This is a genomic window from Halomonas sp. DN3, from assembly GCF_024137905.1.
Lineage (GTDB): Bacteria > Pseudomonadota > Gammaproteobacteria > Pseudomonadales > Halomonadaceae > Halomonas > Halomonas litopenaei.
Map to the genome: position 1 here is coordinate 3,141,511 of NZ_CP099965.1, position 16,183 is coordinate 3,157,693.

The window sequence follows — 16,183 nt, forward strand, 5'->3', positions numbered from 1 at the left end:
CATAGTCGTAGAGGATAGACCTCGGACCAAGGGAGACGATCACTCCCCTTTACGAAACAGACCGACTGGTCTATTGTATCGAACGTACACCCATCGATCACGGAGCGAGGCGTGAATCCGGGCGACCCTCGGCCACGCTTCGCACTCTCCGGAACGACAGCCAATCGACTTCCGGTTCATCGCGCAAAGGAGGCATGATGCAGTCGAACTACTACACCATCCGCGAGTATCCCACCGGCACCCCCAGCCAGGACGTCTTCAAGCTCAAGCAGCAGGAACTGCCGGCGCTGGCTGACGGTGAAGTGCGCATCCGCAACCACTGGCTGTCGGTAGACCCCTACATGCGTGGGCGCATGAGCGGTGTCACCACCTATATCGAACCCTTCGAGCTCGAGGCACCGCTGGAAGGAGCCGCCGTAGGCGAGGTCATCGAATCCCGTGACGATCGTTTCAAGGTGGGTGACAAGGTCAGCCACATGGGTGGCTGGCGCGACGTGGCCCAACTGCCCGCCGACAGCGTGACCGCCCTGCCCGATCTGGACGTGCCGGAGCAGGCCTACCTGGGCGTGCTGGGCATGCCGGGGATGACCGCCTGGACCGGCCTGAATGCCATCGCCGAGATGCAGCAGGGTGACAATGTGCTGGTCAGCGCCGCCAGCGGCGCGGTGGGCTCTCTGGCGGTACAGCTGGCGAAGGCCAAGGGTGGTGTTGTGGTCGGCCTGGCCGGCAGCCAGAAGAAGCGCGACTGGCTCGAGTCCCAGGGCGTGATCGCGGTGGACTACCGCGACAAGGACGCCGCCACCCTCAGCGAGGATCTGGCCAAGGCCTGCCCGGACGGTTTCGATGTCTACTACGAGAACGTCGGCGGAGTCTGCCTGGAAGCCGCGCTGAACAACCTCAGGGTCGGCGCCCGCATCGCCGTGTGCGGCATGATTTCCCGCTACAACGATGAAGGCCCGGCACCGGGACCGGCCAACCTGGCGATGATCCTGATTCGCCGAGCGCGTATGCAGGGCTTTATCGTGTTCGAGCACTGGGACAACTACCCGGCCTTTCTCAAGGACGTCGGCCCCAAGGTCGCGGCCGGCGAGATCGACTACCAGGAGACCGTGCGCGAGGGCCTCGAGGCCACGCCGGAAGCCTTCCTCGACCTGTTCAAGGGGGCCAACACCGGCAAGATGCTGGTGCGCCTGGGCTGATTGCTGATTGCCCTTGCTGGACGATTGACCCAGACACCGCCTACGGGCGGTGTCTGTGGTTCAGCACTGCTCGAATGACAGCCGCGCCATCAACGGCCACGGCTGGCAATCATCACGCCGGACACCACCATCAGCATGCCCACCGCCGTGACCCCGCCGATCGTCTCGTCCAGCGCCCACCAGGCCAGCGCCGTGGCGGCCACCGGGGTGAGCGAGCCCAGCGCCGAGGTCGCCTCGGCCCCCAGCCGTCGAATCGCCACGCCCATCAGCAGGCCAGACCCCAGCCCCACCAGGATGCCCTGCACCACCAACTGCACCAGCCACTCCTTCGTGGGCACCAGATGCAAAGACAGGCCCCCCGCCCCGCTCACCTCGAGCCCGATCACCGTCAGCACGATGACCAGTCCACTGGGCACCGTGACCACCGCCGTGGCCTCGAGCGCCGACAGACCGCTCTGGCGCACGCTGAGGGTGAACACCGCCCACATCACGCTGGACAGCAGGAACATGCCCTGCCCCAGCAGCAGGCTCTGCGAGCCCTGTCCCCCGGACGCCAGCAGGCAGACGACGCCGAGTCCAATAGCGACCAGTCCGGCGGCACGCCCCCGCGACAACGGCTGAGCGAAGACCCAAACCGCCAGGGTACTGACGAACAGCGGCGCTGCCCCGGGTATCAGGGTGCTGCCGTGGGCCACCGGGGCCAGCCCCATGCCCACCGCCCCCAGCAGGAAGAAGGGAATGCCGGCGCCTGCCATAATGCCGACCAGCCACACCGGGTTGACCGCCAGCAGACGCTGGCGCCGACGCAGCGCCAACGGCAACAGCGCCAGGCCAGGCACGGCGTAGCGAAACAGGGTCAGGTCGAGCGTTCCCAGTGGTGACAGCGCCCCTTGGCGCAGCGACAGGAAGTAGCACGACCAGATCAGCACCGCCCCCAGCGCAGCGGCGACCCCCAACAGGGCGCGCCGGGGAGAGGCGACAAGCGGTGCCACCTGGGTCAAGGAAGACGACATGACAGGACTCCGTGAGGTTCGACGGGCGCCTGAACGAGCACCCTGCTGACCCTCAGTCTGCCGCCAACGGTCGGGCAAATGCAGGCAAAGACTCCGACGCGCTGGACCCATATTGGCAGGACATGCCAATATTTTTCCTTACTCCGCCAGATTGAGCCAATCCGTTGAAAAAACTGGACCGTATCGATCGCCATCTGCTCGCCCTGCTCCAGCAGGATGCACGACTCACCAGCCACCAACTGGCCGAGCGGGTGGGGCTGTCGCCGTCACCCTGCGCCAGGCGCATACGCCGGCTGGAGCAACAGAGGCTGATCCAGCGCTACCGCGCCGAGCTGGACCGCGAACGCCTGGGGCTGGGGCTGACGGTGTTCGTCCACGTCAAGCTCAGCCGCCACCAGGACGCCCTGGTGGAAGCCTTCGAAGCCGCCGTGGCGGACATGCCCGAAGTCATCGAGTGCCACACCGTGTCCGGCGCCTTCGACTATCTGCTGCAGATCGTCAGCGCCGACCTGAAAGGCTACGAGCGCTGGGTGCGACAGCTGCAGACCCTGCCCATGGTCAATACCGTGGATTCGAGCTTTGCCATCCGTGCCGTCAAGCGCGCCGGCGCCCTGGATCTGCGCGACGCCCGTCCAACTGACGACGATTCGTAAGGCTCCACACGAGGATCCGCTGCACAGCCCCACCAGGCAGACGTCGCCTCAGCCGGTGATCACGGCTGACGCAGCTTCGCCAGCATCGAGCCTAGCTGACGTCGGCGCTTCACTTCGGCGTCATCAATCGTCAAGCTAGGGTCGATCCCATTGCCGTCCGGGCCCACGTACCGCCACCCAGGAGAGTTGCATGCCGACCCCGCCCGCTCCCCCACGCCTGACCCTGGAGGTCTTCAGCGATCTGCGCTGCCCGTTCTGCTACCTGGAGTTGCCCGAACTGGAGGCGCTGGAAGACAGGTTCGGTCATGACATCCGCGTCGTCTGGCGCCCCTTCGAGCTGCGCCCCGAGCCGGAACCTGCCCTCGATCCCCACTGCGACTACCTGAACGAGCTGTGGCGAGACGCGGTGCTGCCGATGGCTCAGGAGCGAGGTCTGAGCATGCGCCAGCCGAACATCCAACCACGCTCGCGTCTGGCCCTGGAAACGCTGGCCTGGGCCGAGCGCCGCTATCGCGACACCCCGTCAGCCAGCCAGGTCGCTGCGCTGCGAAAGGCCCTGTTCAGCGGCTTCTTCGAAGATAGCCTGGACCTGTCGGATCCCGGCGCCCTGGCCGAGATCGCCAATCAACTGGGGCTGGACGGCGCGGCACTCGAAGCGAGTCTTGCCGCCGGTGAAGACCGCGAGGCGGTACAAGCTTCCCGCGAGGAAGGTCAGGCGCTGGGGGTTCACGGTGTTCCGGCGCTGCGCTTTCTGGTCGACGGCGAACACGCCGGCATCCTGTCCGGCGCCCAACCCAGGCGCCAGCTCTTTCTGGCGGTGGAACGCCTGCAGGATGCCCTGCGCCAGCATGAGGGCAAAAGGACGTCATGAGTGACCGCACACGTCCGGTGGTGGTGATCGGTGGCACCGGCTTTGTCGGTGCTGCCGTCGTGCGCGAGCTCTACTTCGCGGGCCATGCGGTCCGCGTGGTGGCCCGCCACCCGAGACTTCCGGAAGAGGTGGAAGACGGCGATCCGGTCGAGGCGATCCAGGCGGATATCGAGGATCCGGAGAGCCTCAAGGCGGCCCTTGAGGGGGCCAGCGCGGTGATCAATGCGGTCAGCCTCTACCGCGAGAGTGGCAAGCGCAGCTTCGAGCAGGTGCATGTCGAGGGCGCCGCCAGGCTGGCGCGGCTCGCCCGGGAGGCGGGCATCGATCGCTATGTGCTGCTGTCCGGCATCGGCGCCCGGCTCGATTCACCCTCACCCTATGTGCGTGCCAGGGCGAGAGGCGAACAGGCGGTGATGGGCGAGATACCGCGTGCGGTCATCGTTCGCCCCAGTGCCCTCTATGGCCAGCAGTCAGGCCTGGTGGCGACCCTGGCAAGGCTGGTCAAGATGCCGCTGGTGCCGCTGTTCGGCGCCGGAGAGATGCGCCTGCAACCACTCCACGTGGGGGATCTGGCCAGCGCCCTGGCGCGCCTGGCCACCCGGGCGAGCCTGCCCAGGGCACTTTACGAACTGGGCGGGCCCGACCCGCTGCGCTACCGCGATCTGGTCACCCAGGTGGCGCGACACCTCGGCAGAGAACCCAGGTTCATCAAGGTCCCCCTGCCCCTGTGGCACGCCCTGGCACTGGCCCTTTCGCCCTTGCCCTCGCCGCCGCTGACCCGCGATACCCTGTGGCTGATCAGCGAAGACAACCTGGTCGCCAACGGCGTCGGCAGCTTCGCCGACCTGGGCCTCAATCCGCGCAGCCTGCGTGACAGCCTGCCGCACTGCCTGCCAACGCAGGCGGGCTGAGCCCGACGGACGGGCCGCGATGGCCCCGACCCGATGCCGCCGGGGCTTGGCGTTAGATAACCGCTTCAGGCGTCGCCCATGTTCGCCATCAGGCTCGGCTGCACCACCTCGATCCAGTAGCCGTCCGGGTCCTTGACGAAGACCACGTCCTTCAGCTTGCCCTGCTCGGGGCGCTTGATGAACTCGACGTCGTTTTCATCGAACCAGGCCACCGCCGCGTGCAGATCCGGCACCGCAAAGCAGATATGACCAAAGCCCTGGGGCTCGGCGTTGCCGTCGTGGTAGATCCGCCCTTCCTGCTCCTCGCTGCCCCAGTTGTGGGTAAACTCGAGCAGTCCGCGCTGCTGAAAGGTCCAGGTGGAGCGGGCGGCGGCGTCCTCGGGAACCTGATCATCCGCCTCGAGGTTGGCGAGAAAGTACAGCGAGAACTGCATTTCCTCGAAGTCCAGGCGCCTCAGCACGCTCATGCCGAAGACCCGTGAATAGAACGCCAGGGACACCTCGGGATCCTTGACCCTCAGCATGCTGTGATTGAGGCGAAAACCGCGCGTGGCCTCGGGGGCCGGCTCCACGCCGGGGTGCTGTTCGCCTTGGAAATTGTCGTGCATCTCGGTCTCCTTGGATGAGGGGTCGATTGTCGTTCAGGTGGCGTCAGATCGCCTGCTCGGCCATCTGCTGCGCGATATATTCTGCCTGACGCAGGGCCAGCGAGACGATGGTCAGGGTCGGGTTTTCCGACGCCGAGGTGGTGAACTGACTGCCATCGGAGATGAACAGGTTCGCCACCTCGTGGGTCTGACCGTAGCCGTTGCAGACGCCGTCCTCGGGGCGCTCGCTCATGCGGCAGGTACCGAGGTTGTGGGTCGAGGGATAGGGCGGCACTTCGTAGACATCCCGCGCCCCCACCGATTCGTACAGTGCCTTGCCCTGCTGATACCCGTGCTGCCTCATGGCCACGTCGTTGGGGTGATCGTCGTAGTGCACGTTGGCCACCGGCAGGCCGAAACGATCGGTCACCTCCGGGTTCAGGGTGATGCGGTTGCTGGCCTGGGGCAGATCCTCCCCCACCAGCCACATCCCGGCCATATGATCATACTGGTCTATCGCGCCGGCGAAACGCTCGCCCCAGGCGCCGGGGTCGAGGAAGGCGGCCATGAACGGCAGCCCCAGCGACAGCGTCTCCATCTCGTAGCCGCCGACAAAGCCCCGCGACGGATCATGGCGCGCCTCATCGGAGATGATGCCGGCCATGGTGGTGCCGCGATACATGTGCACGGGCTCATCGAAGGTGGCGTAGACCGACCCCGTCATATGGCGCATGTAGTAGCGCCCGACCTTGTCCGCGCCATTGGCAAGCCCCTTGGGGAAACGACTGCTCGTGGAATTCAACAACAGCCGCGGCGTCTCGATGGAGTTGCCGGCCACCGCCACCACCCGGGCCTTCTGTCGCTGTTCGCGGCCCTCGCTATCAAAGTAGACCACCGCCTTGGCACGCCCCTCGTCGTCATGCTCGATACGCGCCACATGCGACTCGGGGCGCAACTCCAGGTGTCCGGTGGCGATGCCTCTGGGCAGCTCGGTATAGAGCGTCGACCACTTGGCCTGGGTCTTGCAGCCCTGGAAGCAGAAGCCGCGCTGCTGGCAAGGCGCTCGGCCATCGCGGATCTCGCTGTTGATGGCCATATGGCCGGTGTTGCAGGAATAGCCGAGCTTCTGCGCCCCGGCGTACATCACCTTGAAATTGTTGTTGCCCGGCAGCCCCTTGTTGTCGTGGGTGCGGGTCACCCCCATGCGCGCCTCGGCACGATCGTACCAGGGTGCCAGTTCCTCGTAGGACAGCGGCCAGTCGAGCAGGTCAGCGCCGTCCACCGCGCCATAGTGGCTCAGCGCCTCGAACTCGTGGGGCTGGATGCGCAGACTGGCACCGGCCCAGTGCACCGTGGTGCCGCCCACCGACTTGACGATCCAGGCCGGCAGATTGGGAAAGTCCCGTGCCAGCCGCCAGCTTCCCGACGTGGTCCTCGGGTCCAGCCAGGAAAGCTGGTTGAAGGCACCCCACTCGTCGGCCAGAAAGTCCGAGGTGGTGTGCAGCTTGCCCGCTTCCAGTACCACCACGTCGATGCCCTGCTGGGCCAGTTCGTTCGCCAGGGTGCCTCCACCGGCCCCCGAGCCGATCACTACCACCACACTGTCATCGTCCAGCGCAAAGGTCTTCTGACTGTCGGTCATGGCCATGACGACGTCTCCTCATCGGTCCGTATTGTTCGTTGTTGTCTGTTGTTGTCTGTTGTTGTCTATAGCGGGCTGTTGTTGTCCGTGGCTGTCGCCAGCGGTCACCGACGCTCGCCTCACCCGCCGCGACAGCGTCAGCCCGGTACTTCATGGGGCAGGTAGCCGCCCTCGGGCCGGGGCGGATCCGGCAGCCAGTCCAGGTCATTGAAGCCCTTGGTCAGGTAGCCGGGATTGCCCGCCTCACCCTCGTAGCCGAAGTGGGCGTAGGCCAGATCGTTGTCATAGAGCGAGACGACGGCGTCGCCGCGCACCAGTTCGAAGAATGGCGAGCCGGCCCGCGCTTCCAGCAAGGCGAAACGCTCGCTCGGCGACAGCGATAGCCAATCACCACCCGCCTCACGGTCGAGCACATCGATACCTTCGGCTACCAGGGCCGCGACCTGGGGATCGGCGGCCTTGGTGTCCAGACTCTTGACCACGAGGGCGTAGACCGCGTCTTCAAGGTCTGGGTGAGGGAAGATGTGTCGCGTCATCGCCAGCAGCACCTGGCCCTGGCGACTGGTCAGGGTTTCGAGGGACATGGCCCAGCTACGGCTGGGCGCCAGCAGGGCGATAGGACCGGAGGCCATCGCCAGTGTGCCCATCAGCACACCACCGCTGGCCTTGAGAAAGACACGACGAGAAAAAGCGCTACCCTTCATAGCAGGACTCCTTGCCCCAGGCCGTAGAATTCAGATTCGACAAGCGCCACATGCGACACTGCGTCTCTCCAAAGCCTATGTCGCCTCCGCCTACGGCGGGTAACACTGGGGTACTACGTCGACCATGGTCTAATGCTCCTTGACGCAAGAGCCAGGCAGGGTCAGAAGACGGCATCATCGATAACGACCGGACGCCAGCGAGAGGACCACGCCATGTGCCATATGTACGCCTCCACCGACCCTGCCAAGTACGAGTGCACCACCCGTTCCATCCGCCTGCAGGGCTCGGTGACCAGCGTCAGACTGGAAAACGAGTTCTGGGATATCCTCAACGAGATCGCCGCCGGCCAGAGTCTGACCACGGTTCAGTTCATCAGCGAGCTGCATCAGGAGGTGATCGAGATCCGTGGTGAGGTGCCTAACCTGGCATCGCTGTTGCGGGTGGCCTGCGCCGTCCACCAGCAGAATGCCATTCAGGAGAATGTCATCCAGGGGAATGCCGCCCAACAGAATGTCGCCCAACCCGCTGCCGAACGCCTGTCTCGGGCATCGCTGGGCATAAACTGAAACGGCGCCGGGTAAAGAAAGGGACTCACCGACACCTCATTCAGCGCCATACGGGTGCCTGGCCTGCCGTCGAGAACAGCACCCTTCTTGATGCGACTAAAGTCTATATCTTTTTTCTCGAAAACTACGCCTTATCTCAATCTTTTCTCTACGCTCCTTGTCATACGCGGCAATTCGTGAAGAATGGCCTCCGCATTCCTACCCAATGGACAATTTGACATGGATTCCATCGCCACCTGGTTCAACGATGCCGTCTCCGTCGGCAACGGCCTGATCTGGGGTAAACTGCTCGTTTACCTGTTGATCGGCGCCGGTCTCTACTTCACCGTCATGACCCGCGGCATCCAGTTCCGCTTCTTCGGCCATATGTTCGCCCTGCTCAAGGGATCCCGTGATGGCGGCGAGGGCATTTCCTCCTTCCAGGCCCTGTCCACCAGCCTGGCGGCTCGTGTGGGTACCGGCAATCTGGCGGGTGTCGCCGTGGCCATCTATCTGGGCGGCCCCGGCGCCATCTTCTGGATGTGGATGACCGCGCTGGTCGGCATGGCCACCAGCTTCGTCGAGTCCACCCTGGCCCAGGCCTACAAGGTCGACCACGGCGACAAGACCTTCCGCGGCGGCCCGGCCCGCTACATCGAACGCGGGCTCGGTCAGCGCTGGATGGCCATCGCCTTCTCGATCTGTCTGATCATCGCCTTCGGCCTCGCCTTCAACAGCGTCCAGGCCAACTCCATCGCCCAGGCCATGGAGCAGGCATTCAACATCCCGACCTGGATCGTCGGCATCGCCCTGCTGGTGGGGGTTACCCCGATCATCTTCGGCGGCCTGCGCTCCATCGCCAAGGTGGCGGAGCTGATCGTGCCGCTGATGGCACTGCTCTACCTGATCCTCGCTCTGGTGGTGGTGGCGCTGAATATCGATGAGCTGCCGAGCGCCATCGCGTTGATCTTCAACAGTGCCTTTGGCCTTGAAGAAGCCGCCGGCGGTGCAGTCGGCTACGCCGTGGCCCAGGCCATGATGCAGGGCATCAAGCGCGGCCTGTTCTCCAACGAGGCCGGCATGGGTTCCGCCCCGAACGTGGCCGCCACCGCCAGCACCCGACCGAACCATCCGGCGGCCCAGGGCTTTATCCAGATGCTCGGCGTGTTCTTCGACACCCTGGTGATCTGTACCGCCACCGCCGCGGTGATCATCCTGTCGGAGCCGGCGCTGCAGAGCGGTGACGCGCCCAACGGCATCCAGCTGACCCAGGTCGCGCTGTCCGAGCACGTCGGTGACTGGGGCGGCATGTTCGTGGCCATCGCCATTCTGCTGTTCGCCTTCACCTCGCTGATCGCCAACTACTCCTACGGTGAATCCAACATCGAGTACCTGGCGGGCTCGCGTCGCTCTGCGGCGGCGGTGTTCATCTATCGCCTGGCGGTGCTGGCGATGATCATGATCGGCTCGATCGCCCAGCTCGGCACCATCTGGAACTTCGCCGACCTGTCCATGGGCATGATGGCACTGATCAACCTGACCGCCATCCTGCTGCTCTCGCCGCTGGCCTTCGCCCTGTTCCGCGACTACGAGCGTCAGCTCAAGGCCGGCCAGGAGCCGACCTTCAACCCGGACGAGTTCCCCAAGCTCAAGGGCAAGGTGGACCCGAGTGCCTGGCCGAGCCTTAGCAACAAGGCCTCGCAGGCCTCATCCTCTGAAGCGCCCAAGGGCAGCGGAAAGGACGCCTGATCAGGCGCTGGACCAGCAAGACCGCAGGGGCCGCTTGAGCCCCAGCGCCAACAACGCCACGGCCCATGCCGTGGCGTTGTCGTTTCCGACGGCCGGACACGGGCCGTCTCGTCAGGCCGAGCACCGTTGCGCCCCGATCGTCCCTACGCCCTGGGCAGCGGCGCGTCCTCCTCGTCCAGGGCACCGTCGAGAAAGTCGAGCAGTGCTCGTACCGAAGGCAACTGTCCGCGGCGGCTGGGGTAGACCGCGTGGATCAGTCCGGCCCGAGGCTCCCAGCCCGGCAACACGTCCACCAGACGCCCGGCGCACAGATCGGAGCCCGCGGCCACCAACGGCAAGCGTGCCACCCCCTGGCCATCGAGCACCGCCCGGTGCAAGAGCCCCACGTCGTCGGTCACCAGCCGAGGCCGGTGCTCGATGATTCGCTCCTCGCCGCCGGGACCGTCCAGGCGCCAGCGATGGCGCCGGTCCGGTTCCTCGAAGTCGAGACTGGGCCAATCGCTCAAGGCTTGCGGCGCTTCCGGCATCCCCAGGCGCGCCACCAGATCCGGTGACGCCAGCAGCCGCTGGGGGCTGCGCGACAGCCTGCGCATCACCAGTTCGCTGTCTTCCAGCGGCGGATAGCGTACCCGGATCGCCAGATCGAAGCCTTCTCGCACCACGTCGACGCGGCGACTGGTCGCCACCACGTCCAGGTCGATGCGGGGACAGCGACGCAGGAACTCGGAAAACAGCGGCGTGAACAAGGTGGCGAGAAGGCTCGGCGGACAGCTCAGGCGAATGCGCCCGCGCGGTTCGGCCTGGTGGCGCTCGACCACCTCCACCGCCGCCTCGGCCTGCCACAGCATGGCCTGGCAGTGCTGATAGAAGGCCTGGCCCAGTTCCGTGACCACAAACTGACGGGTGGACCGCTGAATCAGGCGGGTATCGAGGCGTGCCTCCAGCGCCGCGATACGTCGGCTGAGCCGTGACTTGGGCAGCCCCAGGGCGCGGCCCGCCGGAGCAAAACCGCCGTGGTCCACCACCTTTACGAAATAGAAGAAGTCGTTGAGATCCTGCACGGCTCGGGTCCTGTCGAGGGTGATTGAGCGCCGCTTTTGTTACGACCGTTACTACCACCACTATCGTTCCACATATGCAACGATGCGTCCGAATTTTGCCTACTACCGCCTCCATCGTCTCGATTCTATGCTGTCACCATTGCGGATCGCCAGCGATCCTTCCATGACAGGAGGTGTCCCATGAAGACCATCAACGCCGTACACGCTGCCCCTCGCGGTCACTGGGTGGGCGACGGCTTCCCGGTGCGCTCGCTGTTCAGCTACGACCGCCTTGGCGCCGAGCGCATCAGCCCCTTTCTGCTGCTGGACCACGCCGGGCCTCACCACTTCGCGCCCAGCGAGCAAAAGCGTGGCGTCGGCGTGCACCCCCATCGCGGCTTCGAGACGGTGACCTTCGTGCATCGAGGCGAGGTCAGCCACCGCGATTCCTCCGGCGGCGGCGGCACCATCGGCCCGGGCGACGTTCAGTGGATGACCGCCGGCTACGGCATCCTCCACGAGGAGTTTCACTCCGAGGACTTCACTCGCCAGGGCGGCGACCTGGAGATGGTCCAGCTATGGGTCAATCTGCCGGCGCGCCACAAGACGACCCCGGCGGCCTACCAGAACCTGACCCGTGACGAGATCCCGGTGGTGACACTACCGGGCGAGGCGGGCCAGCTCAGGGTGGTGGCCGGCGAGTACCTGGATGCACGCGGCCCGGCGCGGACCTTTACCCCGATCAACGCCTGGGAACTGGCATTGAACGAGGACGCTGAAACGACCTTGTCGCTACCCAACGGGCACACTAGCCTTCTGGTAGTGCTCGACGGCACCCTGCTGGTACAGGATCAGGAGGTCGTGCGCGGTGGCAGCGTGGTAGAGCTGTCCCGCGATGGCGAGACACTGGCCCTGGCCGCCAACACCGCCGCCCGGCTGCTGGTGCTGACCGGTGAACCGATCGACGAGCCGGTGGTGGGTCATGGCCCCTTCGTGATGAACAGCGAGGCCGAGATCCACGCCTCCATCGACGCCTTTCGACGTGGCCGGTTTGGCCGCCTCAGTACCTGAGCCCACGGCGCCCAGGTAGCTGCTCCTATCGCCCTGCGACGCCTTGCGAAACACCCCGACGGCAGCCGCCGCCGGGGGCTGTACCTCCAGGCTGGATGCCGGAGGCCTCTTCCAGGGAAGGCTTCCCCTGACTCCAGGAAATCGCCATGACTCGCCCCTATGTTCGTCTCGACAAGAATGACGTCACCGTGCTGCTGGTCGACCACCAGGCTGGCCTCTTGTCGGTAGCACGTGATTTCGATGCCGACGCCTTCAAGAACAACGTGTTGGCCCTGGCCGATATCGCCAGGTTCTTCGAGCTGCCGACCATCCTGACCACCAGCTTCGAGGATGGACCCAATGGTCCCATGGTCCCCGAACTCAAGGAGATGTTCCCCACCGCGCCCTACATCGCCCGCCCCGGCCAGATCAACGCCTGGGACAACGAGGAGTTCGTCGCCGCCATCGAGAAGACCGGGCGCAAGCAGTTGCTGATCGCCGGGGTGGTCACCGAGGTGTGCGTGGCCTTCCCCGCGCTGTCGGCAATCGAGGCCGGCTACGACGTCTTCGTCGTCACCGACGCCTCGGGCACCTTCAACCCGGTGACCCGCGAGGCTGCCTGGGATCGCATGAGCCAGGCCGGCGCCCAGCTGATGACCTGGTTCGGGGTGGGCTGCGAGCTGCACCGCGACTGGCGCAACGACATCGAAGGCTTCGGCGGCCTGCTGGCGTCCCACCTGCCGGCCTACGCCAACCTGATGCAGAGCTATTCGCAACAGACCCAAGGGTGACCTCAAGGCTTGGGCGCCCTGCGCCCAGGTCTTGTTCTTTCTGTCGATCCCAGCCAGGTACAGCCAAACCAGGTCTAGCCATGACCGCCCAGGAGGCCACCATGAGCCTGCACGAAACGCCCCATCGCCCCTCCTCGTCCCGGGACTGCCCGGTCGTCGATGGCCGTCACTGCATCCAGCGTATCGGTTCCCGGGAGGCCGACGTCAGCGGCCTGCCGATCCACCGCGTGCTGCCCACCCGCGAGCGCCGCCTGATCGGCGCCTGGTGCTTTCTCGACCACGCCGGCCCCAGCATCCTGCGCGAGGGACAGGCCATGCGGGTCGGCCCCCACCCCCACACCAGCCTGCAGACCTTCACCTGGATGCTCTCCGGCGAGGTCCACCACCGGGATAGCCTGGGCAGCGACCAGGTCATCCGACCGGGTGAGGTCAACCTGATGACCGCCGGCCACGGCATCAGCCATACCGAAGAGAGCCTGGCCGAAACCGACAGCCTGCACGCCGCCCAGCTATGGATCGCCCTGCCCCGGGACAAGGCCGACACCGCGCCACGCTTTGATCACTACGCCGAGCTACCGCACTGGCACCGCGATGGCGCCGACTTCACCCTGCTGATCGGTGAAGCCGAAGGCCATCACGCCCCCACCCTGAGCTTTTCGCCGCTGGTGGGACTCGACGTTCAGGCCAGTGACACCACGAAGCTGGCAGTGCCCCTGCGTCCCGACTTCGAATACGGCGTGCTGGTGCTGGAAGGCGGACTCGAGCTCGATGACGAGGCCTTCGCGGTGGACGAGCTGGGGTATCTGGGGCGTGGGCGAGACAGCCTCGAGATGTCGCTGTCTGCGGGCAGCCGGATCCTGTTGATCGGCGGCGAGCCGATGCAGGACGAGATCCTGATCTGGTGGAACTTCGTTGGCCATTCGCGGGAAGCGATCATCCAGGCCCAGCACGACTGGGAAGCCGCCAGCGAGCGCTTTGGTGATATCCCCCAGTGGCAGGGAGCACGCCTGGAGGCGCCACCGCTGCCCTGGTCTTCCTGAAGGCCGCCTCGCTGACACGCAAGGCATTCATCCAGACGCCTTGTCCTCCTGCGCGTTCAGGCTGGCCCACCAGTCGGCGTAGGAGCTGTTGTGGGGCGCGCGTCCGGACTCATCCTCGGCGCCGTCGGACCACCACACCGGGCCACGCTCGCCCAGCGCCTCCTTGGCCGCCTGGACCTGGCGGCGCGCGGCCTTGAGCGCGTCGTCATCGTCGACCTTGCTGGCCTCCTTGACCGCGCGTCGGGCCGCCATCAGCGCCTTGACGTGGCGCTTGCGCGTGTCCTCGTCCAGGCCGGGATCGGTGCAGCGCCAGAGGCGATTGCGGGCAACAAAGTAGCGCCCATCCGGCGTTGTGGGGTACTTCACATCGTCCTCCTTCTGCCATCTTGATCCAATATGTTGCAGGATGAATGCACAAGATCGGCGCTGGCAATGGCTGACAGAGCGTGCTCCATTGGCTATTGGTCCATGCCTTGCCCTTTTGCGCTTCCGTTCACACCGCAGGAGAACCCCATGAGCGATACCCGTCCCCGTATCCTGGTCTTTGCCGGCAGCGCCCGGGAGGATTCCTTCAACAAGCGTCTGGCTAAGCTGATGGCACAACGCATCGACGCCCTTGGCGGACAGGCTACCTTCGTCGACCTGCGCGACTTTCCCATGCCGATCTACGACGGTGACCTGGAGGCCGGCGAGGGTCTTCCCGAGCACGCCAGCCGCCTCAAGCGGATGTTCATGGAGCATCAAGGTATCGCCATCGCCTCCCCTGAGTACAACGGCTTCATCACACCGCTTCTGAAGAACACCATCGACTGGGTCTCGCGCCCCGACGGCGACCTGGGCGCCCTCGAGCCCTACCAAAACAAGGTGGCGGCCATCGTCGGCGCCTCACCCGGCGGGCTGGGCGGACTACGCGCCCTGCCGCTGCTGCGTCAGCTCTTGAGCAATATCGGCGTCACGGTACTGCCTGACCAGCTTGCCGTGGGCGGCGCCGGCAGCGCCTTCCATGAAGACGGCAGCCTGGCCGACGAAGGCAAGGCCAAGGCGCTGGACAACATTTGCCAGCGCCTGGTCACCACCCTGGCGCGGTCGTCACAATGACGGCCGTCGGCCCCTGACGGTCAAAGGGCTGAATGCCGGCGGACAACCGCCCGCCACCGGTCTCGTTTCAGGGCGGCTACCACAGCGCCCCGATCATGATCGTCAGACACGCCAGCATGCCGATGGCGAAGATGATGGAGCGGGTCCACTGCCAGTTCAGGGCGTAGGCCAGCGGGTGGAGCAGGCGTGAGGTGAGAAAGACCAGCGCCGGCACGTCTAGGCTTTCAAGCTCCACCCCTGCGCCGATGGCCACCACCGCGGTGGTGGCGTAGATGATCAGCGCCTCCCAGGCGTTGGACTGGGCCGCCTGCAGCCGCGCACCGACGCCTTCAAGACGCGCCTGCTGGGCACGCGGGTGGCGATTGTCCAGGTGGCCGAACTGGCGCACGCGCCAGGCGGCGCCGATCCAGGCCAGCAGGATCGGCAGCAGGGAGGCAACAAAGAGGGTAACGAGAAAGATCGACATGGGAGGCTCCGAGGGCGAATTGCCCCCAGCATGGCACAGGGGATGGCTGACAGGCGAAGGGCCAGGCGTCAGCATGGCGGTAGTTGCCTGACACCGGGCAATACCGCATCCCTGAGGTTTCCTACATGCCAGCGAGCCGAGCCCACGACGTCACCCACGCCCCCGATGTCCACCCTGCCCGTCATGCCGTGACCAGCCGCGCCCTGCACGCCTCGCTGGCGTTGACCATCGGTCTTCTCTACCTCACTGCCTACGGGCGCAAGTGGGCGACCACCCAGCTCGAGTCGGCCAACTGGTACCTGCTGGTGGTCCACGTAAACCTGGGGCTTTTGAGTGTGGCGCTGTCGCTCGGGCTGCTGGCGGCCCACCTGTGGCTGCCGCAGCCGCCACCCCTGGGTCTGCCACGGGTGACTCGCCTCGCCCACCGTGGCCTGCTCGCCGTGCTCCTGGCGCTGCCCGTGGCGGCCTATATCGGTACCGGCTTCGACCTCAGGGTGCTGGGCCAGTGGACACTGCCCGCGTTTCAGCGCCTGCCATTGGCGGCGTCGCTCGCAGCCTTGTTCGAAGTACCGCTGATCACCCTGATGGAGCCGTTTGGCCGCTTCCATCGGGACTGGGGCGCCGATCTGCTGCTGCCCTTTTTGCTCGGTGGCCATATCGCGGCGGCACTGTTTCACCATCTTGTGTTGAAGGACGGCGCTCTTGGCCGAATATGGTCACTGCGCCGTTGAGCGGCGCCCCATGCTCCTCGCCACCGCGGCAGACATGCGAAGAAGCCCGCGCAGTCACCTGCGCGGGCTTTTGTGCTTCGGCCTGGAGAGCG

General features: G+C 65.7%; 18 protein-coding genes. 11 read left to right on the plus strand and 7 right to left on the minus strand.

What is annotated here, in order from left to right; all coding sequences use genetic code 11:
* Window positions 1-197 precede the first annotated feature (197 nt).
* Complete coding sequence (locus NKF27_RS13655; protein WP_253552377.1) at window positions 198-1,199, plus strand: NADP-dependent oxidoreductase; 1,002 nt, start codon at window positions 198-200, stop codon at window positions 1,197-1,199.
* An 89-nt stretch (window positions 1,200-1,288) separates the two neighbouring features.
* Here the strand turns inward: NKF27_RS13655 and NKF27_RS13660 are convergent, their stop codons facing one another.
* Window positions 1,289-2,212 (minus strand): DMT family transporter, encoded by a 924-nt coding sequence (locus NKF27_RS13660; protein WP_253552379.1) that lies wholly within the window; start codon window positions 2,210-2,212, stop codon window positions 1,289-1,291.
* A gap of 164 nt (window positions 2,213-2,376) precedes the next feature.
* On the opposite strand from NKF27_RS13660, the gene NKF27_RS13665 reads away from it, so the two are divergent.
* The 3 genes from NKF27_RS13665 to NKF27_RS13675 all read left to right on the plus strand — a co-directional run bounded on the left by NKF27_RS13665 (window position 2,377) and on the right by NKF27_RS13675 (window position 4,647).
* The gene (locus NKF27_RS13665) at window positions 2,377-2,865 is read left to right on the plus strand and encodes an Lrp/AsnC family transcriptional regulator (RefSeq protein WP_197037138.1); all 489 of its coding nucleotides are present in this window, start codon (window positions 2,377-2,379) and stop codon (window positions 2,863-2,865) included.
* A gap of 190 nt (window positions 2,866-3,055) precedes the next feature.
* The gene (locus NKF27_RS13670) at window positions 3,056-3,736 is read left to right on the plus strand and encodes a DsbA family protein (protein ID WP_045995061.1); all 681 of its coding nucleotides are present in this window, start codon (window positions 3,056-3,058) and stop codon (window positions 3,734-3,736) included.
* Entirely contained in the window at window positions 3,733-4,647 is a 915-nt protein-coding gene (locus NKF27_RS13675; protein ID WP_253552381.1) for a complex I NDUFA9 subunit family protein, read from the plus strand. The genes NKF27_RS13670 and NKF27_RS13675 overlap by 4 nt, the downstream gene beginning before the upstream one ends.
* Before the next feature lie 65 nt (window positions 4,648-4,712).
* On the opposite strand, the gene gloA is transcribed toward NKF27_RS13675, so the two are convergent.
* From gloA to NKF27_RS13690, 3 genes are all read right to left on the minus strand, one after another.
* Window positions 4,713-5,255: a lactoylglutathione lyase gene (gene gloA / locus NKF27_RS13680; protein WP_045995063.1), complete on the minus strand. Its 543-nt coding sequence runs from the start codon at window positions 5,253-5,255 to the stop codon at window positions 4,713-4,715.
* A gap of 43 nt (window positions 5,256-5,298) precedes the next feature.
* A complete protein-coding gene (locus NKF27_RS13685; RefSeq protein ID WP_253552383.1) occupies window positions 5,299-6,882 on the minus strand; it encodes a GMC family oxidoreductase in 1,584 nt (527 codons plus the stop codon).
* A gap of 131 nt (window positions 6,883-7,013) precedes the next feature.
* Entirely contained in the window at window positions 7,014-7,580 is a 567-nt protein-coding gene (locus tag NKF27_RS13690) for a tat (twin-arginine translocation) pathway signal sequence (RefSeq protein ID WP_045995064.1), read from the minus strand.
* A 213-nt stretch (window positions 7,581-7,793) separates the two neighbouring features.
* On the opposite strand from NKF27_RS13690, the gene NKF27_RS13695 reads away from it, so the two are divergent.
* The gene (locus tag NKF27_RS13695) at window positions 7,794-8,147 is read left to right on the plus strand and encodes a ribbon-helix-helix domain-containing protein (RefSeq protein ID WP_253552391.1); all 354 of its coding nucleotides are present in this window, start codon (window positions 7,794-7,796) and stop codon (window positions 8,145-8,147) included.
* Between the two features lie 219 nt (window positions 8,148-8,366).
* The gene (locus NKF27_RS13700; protein WP_253552393.1) at window positions 8,367-9,875 is read left to right on the plus strand and encodes a sodium:alanine symporter family protein; all 1,509 of its coding nucleotides are present in this window, start codon (window positions 8,367-8,369) and stop codon (window positions 9,873-9,875) included.
* Between the two features lie 143 nt (window positions 9,876-10,018).
* Here the strand turns inward: NKF27_RS13700 and NKF27_RS13705 are convergent, their stop codons facing one another.
* The gene (locus tag NKF27_RS13705) at window positions 10,019-10,936 is read right to left on the minus strand and encodes a LysR substrate-binding domain-containing protein (RefSeq protein WP_253552396.1); all 918 of its coding nucleotides are present in this window, start codon (window positions 10,934-10,936) and stop codon (window positions 10,019-10,021) included.
* A 180-nt stretch (window positions 10,937-11,116) separates the two neighbouring features.
* Here NKF27_RS13705 and NKF27_RS13710 point away from each other — a divergent pair, with 180 nt between their 5' ends.
* The 3 genes from NKF27_RS13710 (at window position 11,117) to NKF27_RS13720 (ending at window position 13,796) form a co-directional block, all read left to right on the plus strand.
* Window positions 11,117-11,986, plus strand: coding sequence for a pirin family protein (locus tag NKF27_RS13710; protein ID WP_253552398.1), 870 nt, complete (start codon window positions 11,117-11,119; stop codon window positions 11,984-11,986).
* A gap of 146 nt (window positions 11,987-12,132) precedes the next feature.
* Complete coding sequence (gene ycaC, locus NKF27_RS13715) at window positions 12,133-12,756, plus strand: isochorismate family cysteine hydrolase YcaC (RefSeq protein WP_108133309.1); 624 nt, start codon at window positions 12,133-12,135, stop codon at window positions 12,754-12,756.
* A 101-nt stretch (window positions 12,757-12,857) separates the two neighbouring features.
* Window positions 12,858-13,796, plus strand: a complete 939-nt coding sequence (locus tag NKF27_RS13720; RefSeq protein ID WP_253552400.1) for a pirin family protein — start codon at window positions 12,858-12,860, stop codon at window positions 13,794-13,796.
* Window positions 13,797-13,823: 27 nt separating this feature from the next.
* Here the strand turns inward: NKF27_RS13720 and NKF27_RS13725 are convergent, their stop codons facing one another.
* Window positions 13,824-14,162: a hypothetical protein gene (locus NKF27_RS13725; protein ID WP_108133308.1), complete on the minus strand. Its 339-nt coding sequence runs from the start codon at window positions 14,160-14,162 to the stop codon at window positions 13,824-13,826.
* Between the two features lie 147 nt (window positions 14,163-14,309).
* On the opposite strand from NKF27_RS13725, the gene NKF27_RS13730 reads away from it, so the two are divergent.
* Window positions 14,310-14,894: an NADPH-dependent FMN reductase gene (locus NKF27_RS13730; RefSeq protein WP_253552402.1), complete on the plus strand. Its 585-nt coding sequence runs from the start codon at window positions 14,310-14,312 to the stop codon at window positions 14,892-14,894.
* 76 nt (window positions 14,895-14,970) lie between these two features.
* Here NKF27_RS13730 and NKF27_RS13735 read toward each other — a convergent pair whose 3' ends face one another.
* A complete protein-coding gene (locus tag NKF27_RS13735; protein WP_253552410.1) occupies window positions 14,971-15,360 on the minus strand; it encodes an MAPEG family protein in 390 nt (129 codons plus the stop codon).
* A gap of 125 nt (window positions 15,361-15,485) precedes the next feature.
* Here NKF27_RS13735 and NKF27_RS13740 point away from each other — a divergent pair, with 125 nt between their 5' ends.
* Complete coding sequence (locus NKF27_RS13740) at window positions 15,486-16,091, plus strand: cytochrome b/b6 domain-containing protein (RefSeq protein ID WP_108449143.1); 606 nt, start codon at window positions 15,486-15,488, stop codon at window positions 16,089-16,091.
* Window positions 16,092-16,183 lie beyond the last annotated feature (92 nt).

What these genes read in the sequence shown, in the direction of transcription:
- NKF27_RS13675 (WP_253552381.1), top strand. Translation starts at nt 3,733, where the DNA reads ATGAGTGACCGCACACGTCCGGTGGTGGTGATCGGTGGCACCGGCTTT.
- NKF27_RS13660 (WP_253552379.1), bottom strand. Translation starts at nt 2,212, where the DNA reads ATGTCGTCTTCCTTGACCCAGGTGGCACCGCTTGTCGCCTCTCCCCGG.
- NKF27_RS13695 (WP_253552391.1), top strand. Translation starts at nt 7,794, where the DNA reads ATGTGCCATATGTACGCCTCCACCGACCCTGCCAAGTACGAGTGCACC.
- NKF27_RS13670 (WP_045995061.1), top strand. Translation starts at nt 3,056, where the DNA reads ATGCCGACCCCGCCCGCTCCCCCACGCCTGACCCTGGAGGTCTTCAGC.
- NKF27_RS13700 (WP_253552393.1), top strand. Translation starts at nt 8,367, where the DNA reads ATGGATTCCATCGCCACCTGGTTCAACGATGCCGTCTCCGTCGGCAAC.
- NKF27_RS13720 (WP_253552400.1), top strand. Translation starts at nt 12,858, where the DNA reads ATGAGCCTGCACGAAACGCCCCATCGCCCCTCCTCGTCCCGGGACTGC.
- ycaC (WP_108133309.1), top strand. Translation starts at nt 12,133, where the DNA reads ATGACTCGCCCCTATGTTCGTCTCGACAAGAATGACGTCACCGTGCTG.
- NKF27_RS13690 (WP_045995064.1), bottom strand. Translation starts at nt 7,580, where the DNA reads ATGAAGGGTAGCGCTTTTTCTCGTCGTGTCTTTCTCAAGGCCAGCGGT.
- NKF27_RS13740 (WP_108449143.1), top strand. Translation starts at nt 15,486, where the DNA reads ATGCCAGCGAGCCGAGCCCACGACGTCACCCACGCCCCCGATGTCCAC.
- NKF27_RS13655 (WP_253552377.1), top strand. Translation starts at nt 198, where the DNA reads ATGCAGTCGAACTACTACACCATCCGCGAGTATCCCACCGGCACCCCC.
- NKF27_RS13730 (WP_253552402.1), top strand. Translation starts at nt 14,310, where the DNA reads ATGAGCGATACCCGTCCCCGTATCCTGGTCTTTGCCGGCAGCGCCCGG.
- NKF27_RS13685 (WP_253552383.1), bottom strand. Translation starts at nt 6,882, where the DNA reads ATGGCCATGACCGACAGTCAGAAGACCTTTGCGCTGGACGATGACAGT.
- NKF27_RS13710 (WP_253552398.1), top strand. Translation starts at nt 11,117, where the DNA reads ATGAAGACCATCAACGCCGTACACGCTGCCCCTCGCGGTCACTGGGTG.
- NKF27_RS13735 (WP_253552410.1), bottom strand. Translation starts at nt 15,360, where the DNA reads ATGTCGATCTTTCTCGTTACCCTCTTTGTTGCCTCCCTGCTGCCGATC.
- gloA (WP_045995063.1), bottom strand. Translation starts at nt 5,255, where the DNA reads ATGCACGACAATTTCCAAGGCGAACAGCACCCCGGCGTGGAGCCGGCC.